The sequence below is a fragment of the Streptomyces sp. NBC_00370 genome (assembly GCF_036084755.1).
Classification (GTDB): domain Bacteria; phylum Actinomycetota; class Actinomycetes; order Streptomycetales; family Streptomycetaceae; genus Streptomyces.
Window position 1 is genome coordinate 1,424,284 of record NZ_CP107968.1, and the last position, 19,404, is coordinate 1,443,687.

Genomic DNA, 19,404 nt, shown 5'->3' on the forward strand with positions numbered 1-19,404 from the left:
GTCGGCATGCTCCTCGTGGAGCGGCTGTCGGACGCGCGGCGGAACGGTCATCCGGTCCTGGGGGTGGTGCGCGGGTCGGCAATCAATCAGGACGGTGCGAGCAACGGCCTTACGGCACCGAACGGCCCCTCGCAGGAGCGGGTGATCCGCCAGGCGCTCGCCAACGCCGGACTGACGACGGCAGACATCGACGCCGTGGAGGCACACGGGACCGGTACGACGCTGGGCGACCCAATTGAGGCGCAAGCGGTTCTGGCGACGTACGGGCAGGACCGGTCGGAGGACCGGCCGCTGTGGCTGGGGTCGTTGAAGTCCAACATCGGTCACACGCAGGCGGCTGCCGGTGTCGGCGGCATCATCAAGATGGTCATGGCGATGCGGCACGGCGTGCTGCCGCAGACGCTGCATGTTGACGCGCCGTCGCCCCATGTGGACTGGACGGCGGGCGCGGTCGAGCTGCTGACGGAGGCGCAACCCTGGCCGGAGGTCTCCCGGGCCCGCAGGGCGGCGATCTCGTCGTTCGGCGTCAGCGGCACGAACGCCCATGTGGTCATTGAGCAGGGCGAGTCGGCGGCCTCGGCTTCGGAGGCTCAGGGCGAGGTTGACGGGCCGGCTCTGCCGCTCGTGCCGTGGATGGTCTCCGCCCGCAACCCGGAGGCACTGGCCGTGCAGGCCGAACGCCTGCGGGAGTGGGCGGTGCGTTCTCCGGAGGCGGATGTCGCTGCGGTGGGCCGCGCGCTGGTGTCCTCGCGGACGGTGCTGGACGAGCGGGCAGTTGTCGTGGGCGTCGACCGGGACGAGCTGCTGGCGGGTCTGGAGGCGCTGGAGTCGGGGGCCTCCGCTGCTGGTGTCGTGAGCGGCAGTGGTACGGGCGGGAAGCTGGCGCTGTTGTTCGCCGGGCAGGGCAGTCAGCGGCTCGGCATGGGACGGGAGTTGGCAGCCGCGTTCCCGATGTTCGCTGCTGCCTTGGACGAGGTGTGTGCGATTCTGGATCCGCTGCTGGCGCACCCGGTACGGGATGTGGTCCACGCGGAGCCAGGTTCGGAACTGGCCGGGCGGCTGGACGAGACAGGAATGACGCAGCCGGCCCTCTTCGCCTTCGAGGTAGCGCTGTATCGGCTGCTGGTCTCGTACGGCATCACCGCCGACGTACTGGCCGGACATTCCATCGGTGAGCTGGCGGCCGCACATGTGGCCGGGGTGTTCTCGCTGGAGGACGCGTGCCGTCTGGTGGCGGCTCGTGCCCGGTTGATGCAGGCGCTGCCGAGTGGTGGTGCGATGCTCGCCGTCGCCACCCCCGAGACTGAGGTACTGCCGCTGCTGGCAGGCCGCGAGCACCAGGTGAGCATCGCGGCCGTCAACGGACCGGCCGCCGTCGTCATCTCCGGTGCGAAGTCAGCGGTCGAGGACATCGGGCAGCTGCTGGCGGATCGCAAGATCCGTACCCGCAGGCTGCGGGTCTCGCACGCCTTCCACTCGCCGCTGATGGACCCGATGCTGGACGACTTCCGGCAGATCGCCCAATCACTCACCTACCACAAGCCGACCATTCCGCTGATCTCCAACGTCACCGGTCAGCTCGCCGAACAGGGCGAACTCACCACCCCCGACTACTGGGTGCGGCACGTCCGTGAGGCGGTTCGTTTCGCGGACGGCATCACCGCAGCCCACGCAGCGGGTGCCAGGCACTTCGTCGAGGTCGGCCCCGACGGCGTCCTCACCGGCCTCACCCAGCAGACCCTCGACGCTGACGAGAACGCGGCGTTCGTGCCCGCCGTCCGCAAAGACCGCGACGAGGCGCGGGCCGTGGTCGAAGCCCTCGCCACCCTCCACACCCACGGCGTACCCGTCGACTGGGCCGCGTACTTCGACCGCACCCCACTCCGTCACCTCGAACTGCCCACCTACCCCTTCCAGCGAGAGCGCTACTGGCTTGAGTCCGGATCAGCCGCCGGTGATGTCACCACCGCCGGGCTCATCTCCGTCGACCACCCGCTCCTCAGCGCGGCGACGGACGTGGCGGGCGGGGAATCGATGGTCTTCAGCGGCCGGCTGTCCCTGGCAACACAGCCGTGGTTGGCCGACCATGCCGTCAACGGCACCGTCGTCCTCCCGGGCGCCGCACTCGCCGAACTCGCCATCCGCGCAGGCGACGAAACCGGCACCCCCGTACTCGAAGAACTCACCCTCCAGGCCCCACTCGTGCTGCCCGAACACGGCAACGTGCAACTTCAGTTGGTGGTCGATACCGCCGATGCCGGGGGTAAGCGGCGGTTGACCGTGTACTCGCGCACCGAGGACGACGGTCTCGCCGCCACCTGGACCGAACACGCCGAGGGCACACTCGCACCTCCCACACCCTCCGCACCCACACCGTCCACCGACCTGACGCAGTGGCCGCCGCAGGGCGCGGAGCCCGTCGCTGTCGACATGCTCTACGACGAGCTGGCCCGAAAGGGCGTCGAGTACGGGGCGGTCTTCCAAGGTCTGACCGGAGCGTGGCGGCTGGGTGAGGAGATCTTCGCGGAGGTAACGCTGCCCGAGCAGGCACACGCGGGCTCCGAGCGCTTCGGACTCCACCCGGCCCTTCTCGACGCGTCCTTGCACGCCATCGCCCTCGGCGACTTCCTCCAGGACGACGCGGAAGGCCGCCCCTATCTGCCCTTCGCCTGGAACCACTTGGTCCTGCACGCGTCGGGGGCGACCAGACTCCGCGTCCATGTCACGCCCACAGGTGCCGATGGCCGAGTGGCGCTGACCCTCGCGGACGGCACCGGCGCGGCCGTGGCCGAGATCGGGTCCCTGGTACTGCGTCCGGTCTCCACCGATCGGGTTGCGGGAACGGCGGTCAGCCGTTCCCTGTTCCAGGTCGCCTGGACCGCTGCGCCCAGCTCCTCCGTCCCCGCTGATGTGCTGAGCTTGGGCGAAGCCGGAACCGAAGGCTTCGGCGTGATCGCCGGGGACCTTCCCGAGTATGTGCTGCTGCGGCTGCCTGAGCCGGCGACCGATGATGTCCCGGAAGCGGCACGCGCGTTGACCCATCATGTACTGGGTGCGGTGCAGGAGTGGCTGGTGGACGGGCGGCTCGCTGCCTCCCGTCTGGTGGTGGTCACCCGGGGCGCGGTGGCCGTGGACGCGGGTGACGATGCTGATCCGGTACAGGCCGCGGTGTGGGGTCTCGTACGGGCCGCGCAGGCGGAGCAGCCGGACCGGTTCGTGATGCTCGATCTGGACGACGACCCCGCATCCGCCGGGGCGATCAGCGCCGCACTCGCGACCGGTGAACCGCAGCTCGCGATCCGCGCGGGCGGGATACGGGTACCTCGGCTGACCCGGGCCGCCGTGCCCGGCTCGGACAGGACCGTCTTCGGGTCCGAAGGCACCGTCCTGGTCACCGGCGGTACGGGTGGCCTGGGTGCGCTGGTGGCCCGGCGCGCGGTGGTTGAGCACGGTGTGCGCCATCTGGTGTTGGCGAGCCGGCGTGGAGCGGACGCACCCGGCGCTGAGGAGCTGGTCGCGGAGCTGACCGAGTACGGCGCTCAGGTGGACGCGGTTGCCTGCGACGTCACCGACCGCGACGCCCTCGCCGCACTCATCGCCTCCATACCCGCCGACCACGCCCTGACCGGAGTCATCCACACCGCAGGTGTCCTGGACGACGCCACGATCATCTCGCTCACGCCGGACCGTATGGACTCCGTCCTGCGGCCCAAGGCGGACGCCGCCTGGCACCTCCACGAACTCACCCGCGATCTCGACCTCACCGCGTTCGTGCTCTTCTCCTCCGTATCCGGCACCCTCGGCGCGGCAGGGCAGGCCAACTACGCCGCCGCCAACACCTTCCTCGACGCGCTCGCCCACCATCGCCACGCTCGGGGTCTGGCCGCCACGTCCCTCGCCTGGGGACTGTGGGAAACCGGCGGCATGACCGGCCAACTCGCCGACACCGACCTCCGCCGCCTCGAACGTGGCGGCATCAGCCCACTCTCGCCCGACGACGGCCTCGCCCTCTTCGACGCCACACTCAGCTCCGACCAACCCACCCTCGTTCCGGCCCAGTTCGTCCTGTCTTCGTTCACGGGCGACGCCGCCGCACCGTCGATGCTTCGCGGGCTGCTGCGCCCCGCGTCGCGGCGCAGCGCGCACACCGCCGGCACTTCAGAGAACGGACTCGCGGGGCAGCTCGCCGGACTCGCTCCCGCCGCGCGTGGGCAGCTCATCATCGATCTGGTCCGTGACCACCTGGCGCAGGTCCTCGGTTTCGCCGACCAGCAGGCAGTGCCCCAGGACCGCGCGTTCCAGGATCTCGGGTTCGACTCGCTGACCGCGGTCGAGTTCCGCAACCGGCTCAACACCGCCACCGGACTCCGGCTCCCCACCACGCTCGTCTTCGACTACCCGACGCCCACGGCGCTCGCCGACTATCTGGCCACCGAACTCCTCGGCACCACCACCGACACCCCCACCGCCGTCGCCACCACAGGGGTCAGCGACGACCCGATCGCCATCGTCGGCATGGCCTGCCGCTACCCCGGAGACATCACCTCACCCGAAGACCTGTGGCGACTCCTCGTCCAAGGGGACGACGCGATCAGCGCCTTCCCCACCAACCGCGGCTGGGACCTGGACAAGCTCTACGACCCGGACCCCGAGCGCACCGGGACGAGCTACACACGTCTGGGGGGTTTCCTCCACGACGCCGACCACTTCGACCCTGGGTTCTTCGGGATCTCGCCGCGTGAAGCTCTCGCCATGGACCCGCAGCAGCGACTGCTGCTGGAGACCTCGTGGGAGGCGATCGAGCGGGCCGGCATCAACGCGACCGAGCTACGGGGCAGCCGAACGGGTGTCTTCGCCGGGGTGATGTACCACGACTACGGCTCGCAAATCGGTTCGCTGCCGCCGGAGTTGGAAGGCATGGTCGGCACCGGCAACTCGGGCAGCGTCGCCTCCGGCCGGGTGGCCTACACCTTCGGTCTGGAAGGCCCGGCCGTCACCGTCGACACCGCCTGCTCGTCGTCCCTGGTCGCCTTGCACTGGGCGGTGCAGGCGCTGCGGTCGGGTGAGTGCGACATGGCGCTGGCCGGTGGTGTGACGGTGATGGCCACGCCGAACACGTTCATCGAGTTCTCCCGGCAGCGTGGGCTGTCGGTCGACGGTCGGTGCAAGGCATTCTCCGCGTCCGCCGACGGCACCGGCTGGGGCGAAGGCATCGGCATGCTCCTCGTCGAACGACTCTCCGACGCCCACCGCAACGGACACCCCGTCCTCGCCGTCGTACGCGGATCAGCCATCAACCAGGACGGCGCCAGCAACGGCCTCACCGCCCCCAACGGCCCCTCACAACAACGAGTCATCCGACAAGCCCTCGCCAACGCCCACCTCACCACAGCAGACATCGACGCCGTCGAAGCCCACGGAACCGGCACCACCCTCGGCGACCCCATCGAAGCACAAGCACTCCTGGCGACGTACGGACAAGACCGCCCCGAAGACCACCCCCTGTGGCTCGGCTCCATCAAATCCAACATCGGCCACACCCAAGCCGCCGCAGGCGTCGCCGGCATCATCAAAATGGTCATGGCCATGCGCCACGGTGTCCTGCCGCAGACGCTGCATGTGGATGCCCCATCGCCGCACGTGGACTGGTCGGCGGGCGCGGTCGAGCTGCTGACGGAGGCCCAGGAATGGCCCGAGTCCGACCGCCCCCGGCGAGCAGCGATCTCCTCGTTCGGCATCAGCGGCACCAACGCCCACGTAGTCATCGAACAGGGCGAGTTGGCCGACTCGGCTGTCGAGGCTGACAGGCAGGCACTGCCGCTCGTGCCATGGATGATCTCCGCCCGCAACCCGGAAGCACTGGCGGTCCAGGCCGCACGCCTGCGGGAATGGGCGGAGGATGCTCCGGATACGGATCTCGCCGCGGCGGGGCTGGCGTTGGTGTCCTCGCGGACGGTGCTTGACGAACGAGCCGTCGTCGTCGGAGAAGACCGGGAAGACCTGCTGGCCGGTTTGGCGGCGCTGGCCTCCGGGGCGTCTGCCGCGGGTGTCGTGACCGGTAGTGGTACGGGTAAGAGGCTCGCGCTGCTGTTCGCCGGGCAGGGCAGTCAGCGGCTGGGCATGGGCCGCGAACTGGCAGCCACGTTCCCGGTGTTCGCTGCCGCTTGGGACGAGGTGTGTGAGGTTCTGGATCCGCTGCTGGCACAGCCGGTACGGGACGTCGTCCACGCCGAGCCAGGCTCTGAGCTGGCCGGGCTGTTGGACGAGACCGGCATGACACAGCCCGCCCTGTTCGCCTTCGAAGTGGCCCTGTACCGGCTGCTGGTCTCGTACGGCATCACCGCCGACGTACTCGCCGGACACTCCATCGGTGAACTGGCAGCCGCACACGTTGCCGGGGTCTTCTCCCTGGAGGATGCGTGCCGCCTCGTCGCAGCACGAGCCCGGCTGATGCAGGCCCTGCCCACCGGCGGCGCCATGCTCGCCATCGCCGCACCCGAGGAAGACGTTCTCCCGCTGTTGGCAGGCCACGCGCACGATGTAAGCATCGCGGCCGTCAACGGACCTACCGCCGTCGTCATCTCCGGTGCGGAGTCAGCGGTCGAGGACATCGGGCAGCTGCTGGCGGATCGCAAGATCCGGACGCGCAGGCTGCGCGTCTCGCACGCCTTCCACTCGCCGTTGATGGAACCGATGCTGGCGGACTTCCGGCAGATCGCCCAGAGCCTCACCTACGCCGAGCCGACCATCCCGCTCATCTCCAACGTCACCGGCCAGCTCGCCGAACACGGCCAACTCACCACCCCCGACTACTGGGTACAGCACGTCCGCGAAGCAGTCCGCTTCGCAGACGGCGTGACGGCTGCTCGTGCGACCGGTGCCACCCTCTTCGTCGAGGTCGGCCCCGACGGCGTCCTCACCGGCCTCGCCCAGCAGACCCTCGACACCGACGAAGGCACCGCGTTCATCCCGGCCGTCCGCAAGGACCGCGACGAGACACGCGCCTTGCTCGAAGCCCTCGCGACCCTCCACACCCACGGCACACCCGTCGACTGGACGTCCTACTTCGCCACGACCACCTCCCGCCATCTCGACCTGCCCACCTATGCCTTCCAAAGCCGGCGTTACTGGCTGGAGTCCGGCGTCCCGGCGGGAGACATGGCATCGGCGGGCCTGGTGACGGTGGAGCATCCGTTGCTCAGCGCATCGGCCGAGCTGCCTGGTTCTGACGGATTGCTGCTCACCGGTCGGCTGTCGCTGGCGGCCCAGCCGTGGCTCGCCGACCACGCGGTCAACGGCACCGTCGTCCTCCCGGGCGCCGCGCTGGCCGAACTCGCCGTCCGTGCAGGCGACGAGACCGGCACACCTGTACTCGAAGAACTGGCGCTCCAGGCCCCACTCGTCCTGCCCGAGCACGGCAACGTACAGCTCCGACTCACTCTCGGATCGGCCGACGACAGCGGCCGACGGCCGGTAGCGATTCACTCGCGAGCCGAGGGCGGCCATGCGGGAGATGGGGACTGGCAGCGGCACGCCGAGGGTGTCTTGGCTGACACGGCTCCAACGCCCGCCTACGACCTGACGAATTGGCCGCCGCAGGGCGCGCAGGCGGTCGACGTGCAGGACCTGTACCGCGATCTGGCGGTCCAAGGGCTTGAGTACGGCCAGGTCTTCCAGGGCGTTACCGCCGCATGGCGCGACGGCGACGGGGTCTACGCCGACATCACGCTTCCCGAGGAGGCGCACGCGGACGCCGGCCGTTTCGGTATCCATCCCGCTCTCCTCGACAGCGCTCTGCATGCCGTCGGACTCGGTGACTTCCTGGGCGAGACCGTGGCCGGGCAGCCGTATCTGCCCTTCGCCTGGGACCAGTTCGCCCTGTACGCGACCGGAGCGACGGCCCTGCGGGTCCGGGTCACCTCCACCGCGGACAGTCGGGTCACTCTCGCACTCTCGGACGCCGCCGGTGCGCCGGTCGCCGAGATCGGGTCGCTGACCTTGCGCCCGCTTGCCGTTGACAGCCTGGCCCAGTCTCAGACGCGGCACGGTGACTCACTGTTCCGGATCGACTGGACGGCTCTGCCCTCCGGTGCGGACCTGCCGGAGCCCCGGTGGGCCGTGCTCGGCAGCGACGACCTCGGCACGGGCGCTGAGACCTGTCCGAGTCTCTCCGCCCTCGCCGAGCGGGACGACGTTCCCGCGTATGTGCTGATCGGCACCCCCGGCCCCGCAGCGGGCAAGCCGGACATGGATGTTCTGGATTCGGTGCACCGGATCACGCACACCATGCTGGCGCGTGTCCAGGAGTGGCTGACGGCCGATCGTTTCGACGGCTCGCGGCTCGTGGTGGTCACGCGTGGCGCGGTGGCAACGGATCCGGCGGCCGACGCCGATCCGGTACAGGCAGCGGTATGGGGTCTGGTACGAGCCGCCCAGGCGGAACAGCCGGACCGGCTCACCGTGGTGGACCTGGACGACGATCCCGCGTCGGTACGCGCCCTCGGCCGGGCGCTGGCCGCAGACGAGCCGCAACTCGCCCTGCGTGCTGGTGAGATACGGGTTCCACGGCTGACCCGGGCAGCCGTGCCCAGCTCGGACGCAACCGCCTTCGGATCCGAAGGCACCGTCCTCATCACCGGTGGCACCGGCGGACTCGGTGCCTTGGTCGCCCGCCGTCTCGTCACCGAGCACGGCGTACGCCACCTTCTCCTCGCCAGCCGACGCGGACCCGACGCCCCCGGCGCCGACGACCTCCTGACCGAACTCACCGCGCTGGGAGCCCACGTCACCACCGCAGCCTGCGACGTCGCCAACCGCGACGCCCTCGCCGCACTCATCGCCTCCGTACCCGCTGACCACCCACTCACCGCCGTCGTCCACACCGCCGGCACCCTTGACGACGCGACCATCGCGTCGCTCACGCCCGACCGTATGGACTCGGTCCTGCGGCCCAAGGCGGATGCCGCCTGGCACCTCCACGAACTCACCCGCGATCTCGACCTCACGGCGTTCGTGCTCTTCTCCTCCCTCTCCGGCATCCTCGGCGCGGCAGGACAGGGCAACTACGACGCGGCCAACGCCTTCCTCGACGCCCTCGCCACCCACCGCCACACCGAGGGTCTGCCCGCCACCTCCCTCGCCTGGGGCCTGTGGGAGACCGGCGGCATGGCAGGTGTCCTGGGCGAGGTCGACCTGGAACGCATGCGGCGTTCGGGGGTTGCCGCTCTGTCCGCCGAACAGGGTCTCGATCTCTTCGACCTCGCGATTCGCAGCGATCATGACCTCCTGGTTCCCGTGCGTCTCAACGTGCCGGCCCTCCAGGAGCAGGCCCGGTCGGGTGTGCTGCAACCGATCCTGCGTGGAGTCGTACGCACGCCTGTACGTCGCGCGAGCAGCGGTGCCGGGACGGCCGGAGCTGACGGAAGTCTGCGCCAGTCGCTTTCCCGTCTCACCGACGCCGAACGACGTGACGAGCTGGTGCGGTTGCTCACTTCGCAGCTGGTTGCGGTCCTCGGGTTCTCCGACGAGCAGGAAGTGTCCCGGGACCGGACCTTCCAGGATCTCGGGTTCGACTCGCTGACCGCGGTCGAGTTCCGCAACCGGCTCAACACCGCCACCGGGCTCAGGCTCCCCACCACACTCGTCTTCGACTACCCCACACCGACCGTGCTCGCCGACCACCTGGCCACCGAACTCCTCGGCACCACCACAGACGCCCCCCTCGCCGTCGCCACCACAGCGGTGAACGACGACCCGATCGCCATCGTCGGTATGGCCTGCCGCTACCCGGGCGGCGTGGTTTCGCCCGAAGGCCTGTGGGATCTGCTCGCGCAAGCTCGCGACACGGTCTCGGGCTTCCCGACCGACCGTGGCTGGGACCTGGACAAGCTGTACGACCCGGACCCGGCGAGCCGGGGCACGTCGTACGCCCGCCACGGCGCATTCCTGCACGACGCGGGCGAGTTCGACCCGGGGTTCTTCGGGATCTCGCCGCGTGAGGCCCTCGCCATGGACCCGCAGCAGCGGCTGCTGCTGGAGACATCGTGGGAAGCGCTGGAACGGGCGGGTGTTGACCCGGCCGGGCTGCGGGGCAGCAAAACGGGCGTCTTCGCCGGCGTCATGTACCACGACTACGGCTCTCAGTCCGGTGAGACGCCGCCGGAGCTGGAAGGGCTGGTCGGGACCGGCAACTCGGGCAGCGTCGCTTCCGGCCGGGTGTCGTACACCTTCGGTTTCGAGGGTCCTGCGGTAACGGTCGACACGGCGTGCTCGTCGTCGCTGGTGGCATTGCATCTTGCGGTGCAGGCGCTGCGGTCGGGTGAGTGTGACATGGCGCTGGCCGGTGGTGTGACGGTGATGGCCACGCCGAACACGTTCATCGAGTTCTCCCGACAGCGTGGTCTGTCGGTCGACGGCCGCTGCAAGGCATTCTCCGCGTCCGCCGACGGAACCGGCTGGGGCGAAGGCATCGGCATGCTCCTCGTCGAACGACTCTCCGACGCCCGGCGCAACGGACACCCCGTCCTCGCCGTCGTACGCGGATCAGCCATCAACCAGGACGGCGCCAGCAACGGCCTCACCGCCCCCAACGGCCCCTCACAACAACGAGTCATCCGACAAGCCCTCGCCAACGCCCACCTCACCACAGCAGACATCGACGCCGTCGAAGCCCACGGAACCGGCACCACCCTCGGCGACCCCATCGAAGCACAAGCACTCCTGGCGACGTACGGACAAGACCGCCCCGAAGACCACCCCCTGTGGCTCGGCTCCATCAAATCCAACATCGGCCACACCCAAGCCGCCGCAGGCGTCGCCGGCATCATCAAAATGGTCATGGCCATGCGCCACGGCCTCCTCCCCCAGACCCTGCATGTGGATGCCCCATCGCCGCACGTGGACTGGTCGGCGGGCGCCGTCGAGCTGCTGACGGAGGCCCAGGAATGGCCCGAGTCCAACCGCCCCCGGCGAGCAGCGATCTCCTCGTTCGGCATCAGTGGCACCAACGCCCACGTAGTCATCGAACAGGGCGAGACCGAACCGCGGGACGTCACCAACACGGCGGAAGCGCCGTCGGTGCTGCCGTGGCTGATCTCCGCGCGCAGCGCAGCCGCCCTCGGCGCACAGGCCGAGCGCCTGGGGACGTGGACCACCGACGACGGCGACCTGGCGGATGTCGCTGCGGTCGCCGAGGCGCTGGTCTCCTCACGTGGGGTCCTGGATCACCGGGCGGTGGTGGTCGCCGAAGGCCGTGACGAGCTGCTGGCCGGCCTCAAGGCGCTGGCGTCCGGGACACCGACTGCCGGTGTGGTGACGGGCAGCGGTACGAGCGGGAAGCTGGCGCTGTTGTTCGCCGGGCAGGGTAGCCAGCGGCTGGGCATGGGCCGCGAACTGGCAGCCACGTTCCCGGTGTTCGCTGCCGCCTGGGATGAGGTGTGTGAGGTTCTGGATCCGTTGCTGGCGCATCCGGTACGGGATGTGGTTCACGCGGAGCCGGGTTCGGAGCTAGCCGGGCTGCTGGACGAGACCGGCATGACGCAGCCGGCGTTGTTCGCCTTCGAGGTGGCGCTGTACCGGCTCCTCAGTTCGTACGGCATCACAGCGGACGTACTCGCCGGACACTCCATCGGTGAACTGGCAGCCGCACACGTGGCCGGGGTCTTCTCCCTGGAAGACGCCAGCCGCCTCGTCGCAGCACGAGCCCGGCTGATGCAGGCCCTACCCACCGGCGGCGCCATGCTCGCCATCGCCGCACCCGAAGCGGACATTCTGCCACTGCTGGAGGGCCGCGAGCATGAAGTGAGCATCGCAGCTGTCAACGGACCCGCCGCTGTGGTGATCTCCGGTGCGGAGTCGGCGGTCGAGGAGATCGGCAAGGCGCTGGCCGGTCGGGAGATCCGTACCCGCAGGCTGCGCGTCTCGCACGCCTTCCATTCGCCGTTGATGGACCCCATGCTGGCGGAGTTCCGGCAGATCGCCCAGAGCCTCACCTACCACGAGCCGACCATCCCGCTCATCTCCAACGTCACCGGCCAGCTCGCCGAACACGGCCAACTCACCAGCCCCGACTACTGGGTACAGCACGTCCGCGAAGCAGTCCGCTTCGCAGACGGCGTGACGGCGGCTCGTGCGACCGGTGCCACCCTCTTCGTCGAAGTCGGTCCGGACGGTGTTCTCACCGGTCTTGCCCAGCAGACCCTCGACGGCGACGAGAACACCACCCTCATCCCGGCCGTCCGCAAGGACCGTGACGAGACACGCGCCCTGCTCGAAGCCCTCGCCACCCTCCACACCCGTGGCGTACGCGTCGACTGGACGACGTACTTCGTCAACGCGCGCCGCCAGCACGTGGAACTGCCCACCTACGCCTTCCAACACCAGCACTACTGGCTGAAGTCCACGGCAGCGGCCGGTGACGTCACGACCGCCGGTCAGGCTGCCGTCAACCATCCGCTCCTCACCGCCGCCATTCCCTCGCCGGAAAGCGGCCAACTCACCGTGACCGGAAGGCTCTCCCTCACCACCCACCCCTGGCTGGCCGACCACGCCGTCAACGGCACGGTCATCCTCCCGGGCGCCGCACTGGCCGAACTCGCCATCCGTGCAGGCGACGAAGCCGGCACCCCCGTACTTGAAGAACTTGCTCTCCAGGCCCCACTCGTCCTGCCCCCGCACGGCAGCAGTCAGCTCCAACTCGTTCTCGGAGCGGCCGACGCCACCGGCAGGCGGTCGTTGACCGTGTACTCCCGTACCGAGGACAGCGACCTGACAGCGCCCTGGACCCCACACGCACAGGGACTGCTGGCCGCCACCGCAGAGGCACCGCACTTCGACCTGCTCCAGTGGCCCCCGAAGGACGCTGAGCCGCTGGCAGTGGACGTCCTCTACGACGACCTGGCTGATCTGGGACTGGAGTACGGCGATGTCTTCCGGACCCTGACCGCCGCATGGCGCGACGGGGACGAGGTCTACGCCGACATCACCCTCCCCGAGCAGGCCCACGCGGACGCGGCGCACTTCGGCATCCACCCCGCTCTCCTCGACGGCGCCCTGCACGCCATCGCCCTGGGCGACTTCCTGCCGGCCGACAAAGCCGGCCGACCCCATTTGCCCTTCGCCTGGAACCAGATGACCCTGCACGCGACCGGCGCCACTCAGCTCCGTGTCCGCATCACGGCCGTCGGCGGCGCGATAGCTCTCGCGATGGCGGACGGCACCGGCGAACCGGTCGCCGACATCGCCTCCCTCACCCTGCGGCCCGTCTCCTTGAGCGGACTGTCCTTCGGCCAGCCCCGCGACGCTCTCTTCCAGTTGGACTGGGTGGCGGCGGATGCGGCGCCGGGCACCACGGTGGCTCCGGCGTATACGGAGCTGTCGGATCTCTCCGAGCTGGCAGTTGGTGATGTGCCGGAGTATGTGCTGCTGAGGCTGCCTGAGCCGATATCCGCGGGGGTGCCGGAAGCGGTCCGCGCGTTGACGCATCACGTGCTGGGTGCCGTGCAACAGTGGTTGGTGGACGGGCGGTTCGCCGCTTCCCGTCTGGTGGTGGTCACTGAGGGCGGGGTGGCCGTGGACCTGTCCGGGGATGCTGATCCGGTACAGGCCGCCGTGTGGGGTCTCGTACGGGCGGCGCAGGCGGAGCAGCCGGACCGGTTCGTGCTGCTGGATCTGGACGACCACCCCGTATCCGCCAACGCGATCGGCAGCGCACTCGCGACCGGTGAGCCACAGCTCGCGATCCGTGCGGGCGGGATACGGGTGGCTCGGCTGACCCGGGCCGTCGTGCCCAGCCCGGAAGGGACGGTCTTCACGCCGGACGGCACCGTCCTGGTCACCGGTGGCACCGGTGGTCTCGGTGCCCTGGTCGCCCGCCGTCTCGTCACCGAACACGGCGTACGCCACCTGCTCCTCGCCAGCCGGCGCGGACCCGACGCCCCCGGCACCGACGGCCTCCTGGCCGAACTCACCGCGCACGGGGCCCAGGTCACCGCCACCGCGTGCGACGTCACCGACCGCGACGCCCTCGCCGCACTCATCGCCTCCATACCCGCCGACCACCCACTGACCGGAGTCATCCACACCGCCGGTGTCCTCGACGACGCCACGATCCCGTCCCTCACCCCCGACCGTATGGACACGGTCCTGCGGCCCAAGGCGGACGCCGCCTGGCACCTCCACGAACTCACCCGCCACCTCGACCTCACCGCCTTCGTGCTCTTCTCCTCCCTCTCCGGCACCCTCGGCGGCGCCGGACAGGCCAACTACGCCGCCGCCAACGCCTTCCTCGACGCCCTCGCCACCCACCGCCACACCCACCACCTCCCCGCCACCTCACTCGCCTGGGGACTGTGGGAGACCGGCGGCATGACCGGCCAACTCGCCGACACCGACCTCCGCCGCCTGGAGCGCACCGGCATCAGTGCCCTCTCACCCGACGACGGCCTCACCCTCTTCGACGCCACACTCAGCTCCAGCCAACCCACCTTCGTCCCGGCCCAGTTCGACCTCAAGGCCCTCGGTGCGGCGGTCGGCCAGGTGCCAGGCATGCTGCGCGGGCTGGTGCGGGGCACGGCGCGGCGTTCGGCAGCCTCGGCCGAGGTGCGGGCGGACGCGTTGGCGCAGCGGCTGGCGCCGCTGGGTGCCGAGGAGCGGCAGTCGGTGATGTCGGGGCTGGTACGCGGCCAGGTGGCGGCTGTGCTGGGCATCGCCGACGGGTCGGCGATCGAGCCGGACCGGCAGTTCCAGGATCTCGGCTTCGACTCCCTGACCGCGGTGGAGCTTCGCAATTATCTGACGGCGGCCACCCGGCTGCAGTTGCCCACCACGCTCATCTTCGACTACCCGACGCCTCGCGCCCTGACTGCATTCGTCCTGGAGCAGTTCTTCCCGGAGGCGGCGACTGTCGTGACGGCGCAGCGCGGCGATGCCGAGGTGCGCGGGCTTCTGACGGCGATCCCGGTGGCGAAACTGCGCGAGTCGGGGCTGTTGGACGCGCTGCTGGAGCTGGCCGACGCGCAGGGTCCGGACGACCTCGAAAGGGCGGAGGACGCCGACGAGGCGATCGACAGCATGGACGTGGACAACCTGATCCAACTGGCCATGGAGGGCGGGGACTCCTAGGGCCTCCACTGCCCCCCAATCACCGACCGGCCCGTCACCACGGTGACGCCGAGATTCGAAAGAAGTGCCGATGAACCTCAACACCACCTGGAACACTCTTCGTTCGGGCTCGGACGAGCTCATCCTCTGTGCCGACTTCCACACGACGGGCCGCCCGGAGGCCGGGTTTCCCGACCTGGTGGCACAGCTCGGCCATGACGCCACGTTCTGGCACGTCAATCCGCCGGTCGTCGCTCCCGGCACCGGGACGGACGTGAAGGAGTACGTACAGTCCTGGCTGGAACCGGTGCGCGAGCAAGGGCTGACCGTGCGCGCCGTCTTCGGGTACTGCGTGGGCGCCGTGTACGCGGCCGCGCTGGCCGACGAGTTGGCCGGGTCGCAGGCGCAGGCGCCCCAGGTCGTACTGTTCGATCCTGAGCCGACCAGCATGGAGACCATCCGCTACCAGTTCGGCAATGTCTTCGGCATGCTGTCGTCGATCCTCACCGAGGAGGACGTCGCGGAGACGCAGGGCGAGGTCGAGCGCCTGATCCAGGTCGACGGCATGACGGTGGGGACTTACGCGTCGGAGCTGTACACGACGTTCCGCCAGGTCGGTGAGCGCGCGTTCGAGCGGGCCGGGCTCGATCAGGAGTACGGCACCGAGATGTGGGCGCTGTTCAGTGCGTTCCTCTCCTACCTGAGCTTCGCCGACCGGCTGGATCCGCGCGACCGCTGGCTGGAGTCCACCGCGCTGAGTTCGTCCGGCGAGTACAACGGCCTCAACCGGCTGCGCAGGACAGGTGAGTTCGGTGCGGGCGAGCTGGTGGCGCGGGAGATCAGGTTCGACGCCGGCCATGGTGAGCTGCTGCGTTCCGACGGCGTCGCGCAGGCCGTCGGCAAGCTTCTGGAGAGGTGACTGTGACGACCAACCAGGTATCCGGCGAGGTCGCCCGCTCCGCGGTGGCCCGGCAGCGGGCCACGCACAAGGAGGAAGCGCTGTGGCTTCTGGAGGAGTTCGTGCCCGGCACGGGTGTGAACAACCTCAGTGTGGCGTTCCGTGTGGAGGGGCGGCTGCGGCGGCCCGTGCTGCTGGAGACGCTGACGCTGCTGCTGCGCCGCCACGAGGTGTTGCGTACGGTCTTCCGGGCCGGCGCCGAGGGGTTGACGCGGGAGACCCTGTCGCCTGAGCAGACCGCGTTGCGGATCGTGGAGGGTGAGCCGGACGACGGCGGGGCGCGGACGTGGCTGACCCGCTTCGTGGCTGAGCCGTTCGGGCCGGACGGCCGGCCGCTGGTGCGTGCGGCGGTTGTGCCTGAGGGGTCCGGCGAGGTCTTCTGCCTGGCGGTCCACCACGCCGTCTTCGACGGCCTGTCGTCCGCGCTGCTGCTCGGCGAGTTCGTGTCCCTGTACGGCACGCTTGCCTCGGGGGCGGTGCCGGAGCCGGCGGCCGTGGCCGTCGTGCCTGCCTGGCGGGAGCCTGCGCCGAACCCGGCCAGTGCGGAGTTCTGGCGCGGGAAGCTGGCCGGGTTCCGGGCCACCGAGCTGGATCTGTGGTGCCAGAAGCCGGATGCGGCGGAGACGACGCTCGCCGGTGATGTGATCAATCATGTTCTCTCGCCGGCCGCGCGTGACGCGGTGCGGCTGATGCGGCGGGAGTTGCGGGCGCCCGAGTCGGTGGTCCTGCTGGCGGCGTACGGGGTCCTGCTGGCGGCGCACGGCGCCGGGCCCGATCTCACGATCGGTTCGCCCGTCAGTGTGCGCACACCGGAGGCAGCGCAGACGATCGGCTACCACATCAACGTACTCACCCTGCGGACACCGGTGGACCGGGAGGAGAGCTTCCGGAAGTTCGTCCGGCTGACGCGCCGTACGTTCATGGAGGCGATGGCGCACGCGGACTACCCGGTGGACGATCTGCTGGAGGCCGTGGAGCGGGACGCCTCGTCGTGGCGGAACAATCTCTTCCGGCACACGTTCAACTACGTCCCGGCCGCGATGGACGGGGAGTTCGTCCTGGACGGGCAGCCGGCCACGGCCGTGGTGGTGGAGAACAGTTCCAGCAAGTTCGACCTGGAGTTCTTCGTGACCTCCACCCCGGAGGACATCAAGGTGCGGGCGGCGTTCTACGTCGACGTGCTGGACCGGGCGGATGTGGAGCTGCTGCTGGCCCGGTACGACGATCTGCTGGTGACGCTCGCGCGCCGGCCGGACGAGCCTCTCGCGGAGATACAGGTGTGGAGCGGCCGGGACACGGAGGTGATCGGGGCCGCGAACGCCACGGACCGGCCCGTGAAACCCGCGACCGTGCTGGAATCGATCGCGCGGCGGGTCTCGGCCTCCGGCGCTGCGGAGTCGGATTCGGGGCCGAAGTCGGAGTCGGATTCGGGGCGGGAGTCGGAGACAGGGCCAGACTCGGGGCCGGACGCCGAGACGGTCCTCGACGGTGAGCGCCGGATCGGGATCCGCCGGCTGTGGGCAGCGGCCGAGGCGACCCGTGACCGGTTGGCGGAGGCCGGGGTCGGCAAGGGGGACGTGGTCGCCCTGCTGGCCGCCCGGGGGCCCGAGCTGGCCGCCGCGGCCATCGGCGTATGGCTGGCCGGGGCCGCGTACCTGCCGCTCGATCCGTACCATCCCGAGCAGCGCATCGCGTATCAGCTCGACGACTCGGGCGCCGCCGCGGTCCTGGCCGGCCCCGGGGTCGTGGTTCCCGGTGACCGTACGGTCCTGCCGCTGGTGGACACCGACTCGGTGCGGCCGGTGACGGGGAGTGTGCTCGCCGCCGACCTGGTGGCGCCGGAGGACTGCGCGTATCTGATCTACACCTCGGGTTCGACGGGGCTGCCGAAGGGCACGCTGCTCGACCACCGCGCCCTCGCCAATCTGGTGGCACACTTCGCGGACCAGCTCGCGGTGGGCCCCGAGGACACCGTCCTGTGGCTGACGACGTTCAGCTTCGACATTTCGGCTCTGGAACTCTTCCTGCCGCTGGTGTCGGGCGGGCGTCTCGCGGTCGCGCCCGACGAGGCGCGTACCGAGGGGGCACCCCTGGCGGAGGTGTTGCGGAAGCACGACGTGTCGGTGGTGCAGGCCACCCCGACGACCTGGCGTCTGGTCGCCGACGAGGTGGCGGGGCAGCTGGCCGGCCGCCGGGTGCTCAGCGGCGGTGAGCCGCTGCCCGCCGCGCTGGCCCGGCGGCTGAGCGCGACCGGGTGCGACCTGTACAACGTCTACGGCCCCACGGAGACCACCATCTGGTCCACCGCGGGCCGGCTCGACCGGGCGACCGCCGACGGCCGGGTGGATGTGGGCCGCCCGATCGCCAACACCCAGGTGTACGTGGCGGATCCGTACGGCCGTGAACTGCCGGTCGGGGTGCGCGGTGAACTGTGTATCGCGGGGACGGGCGTCGCTGCCGGCTACCACGACCGTCCGGAGCTGACGGCGCTGCGCTTCGGTGACCATCCGCGGTACGGCCGGTTCTACCGCACCGGGGATCTGGCGAAGTGGACCGGCGACGGCAGGCTGGAGATCCTCGGACGGATGGATCGCCAGGTCAAACTGCGGGGCAACCGGATCGAACTCGGCGAGATCGAGGCCGTGTTGCTGTCCCATCCGGATGTGCTCGCCGCCGCGGTGGTGATCGCGGGTGACCCGAGCGCCGACGCGCTTCTGTGCGCGTTCGTGGTCGCTCCGGGGCGGCCCGAGGTGGTCGCGGAGCTGTGGGAGCACGCGCACGGTTCGCTGCCCGCTTCGGCGACGCCTCAGGAGTTCGTGGCGGTGGACGCCTTCCCGATGACGGGCAACGACAAGGTGGACTACCCGGCGCTCACCCGGCGGGCGTTGGAGCAGCGCAGGACGGCTGCCGACGTGCCGCCCGCCGGTCCGCGGGGCGCGGGCCAGGATTCCGCCGGCGGCGGTGACGAGTTGGTGGGGGTGCTGGTGGCACTGTGGAACAGCCTGCTGGGGCGCGGCGATCTGGACGCGGAGAGCAACTTCTTCGCGCACGGGGGTCATTCGCTGCTCGGCGTACGGCTGTTGCAGGAGGTTCAGACGGCGACGGAGGTACGGCTCAAGCTCAAGGACCTCTTCGACGACCCGACTCCTGCGGGGCTGGCCCGGAAGACGCGTGCGGCGCGCGCGGCGGCGGGTGCGGAAGCGGAAGCGGAGTCGACGGCGGATGCGGCGGCGGGTTCGAATGGCTGAGTGATCCTACGGCGGCGGCAGCCGGCCACCGCGCCGCGCCACCCCGTTAGGCCGCGGGACTCCACGGGTGGGAAGTCCCGCGGCCGGGGCCGGAGAGGC

3 protein-coding genes (1 of these 3 only partly in view) are annotated in these 19,404 nt (G+C 70.2%); all 3 read left to right on the forward strand.

Going from position 1 to position 19,404, the window contains the following annotated elements; all coding sequences use genetic code 11:
* Positions 1-15,120 carry the 3' portion of an SDR family NAD(P)-dependent oxidoreductase gene (locus tag OHS57_RS06175; protein WP_328581292.1) on the forward strand. 14,673 nt of this gene lie to the left of the window's left edge, so 15,120 of the gene's 29,793 nt are visible here — the last part of the coding sequence; its start codon lies off the left edge, out of view; its stop codon occupies positions 15,118-15,120.
* 70 nt (positions 15,121-15,190) lie between these two features.
* Positions 15,191-16,018 carry a hypothetical protein gene (locus tag OHS57_RS06180; RefSeq protein WP_328581293.1) on the forward strand — a complete coding sequence of 276 codons (828 nt, stop codon included), beginning with the start codon at positions 15,191-15,193 and terminating at the stop codon, positions 16,016-16,018.
* 2 nt (positions 16,019-16,020) lie between these two features.
* The gene (locus OHS57_RS06185) at positions 16,021-19,305 is read left to right on the forward strand and encodes a non-ribosomal peptide synthetase (protein WP_328581294.1); all 3,285 of its coding nucleotides are present in this window, start codon (positions 16,021-16,023) and stop codon (positions 19,303-19,305) included.
* Positions 19,306-19,404 lie beyond the last annotated feature (99 nt).

Coding starts and splice junctions, on each gene's coding strand:
- OHS57_RS06180 (WP_328581293.1), top strand. CDS start 15,191: ATGAACCTCAACACCACCTGGAACACTCTTCGTTCGGGCTCGGACGAG.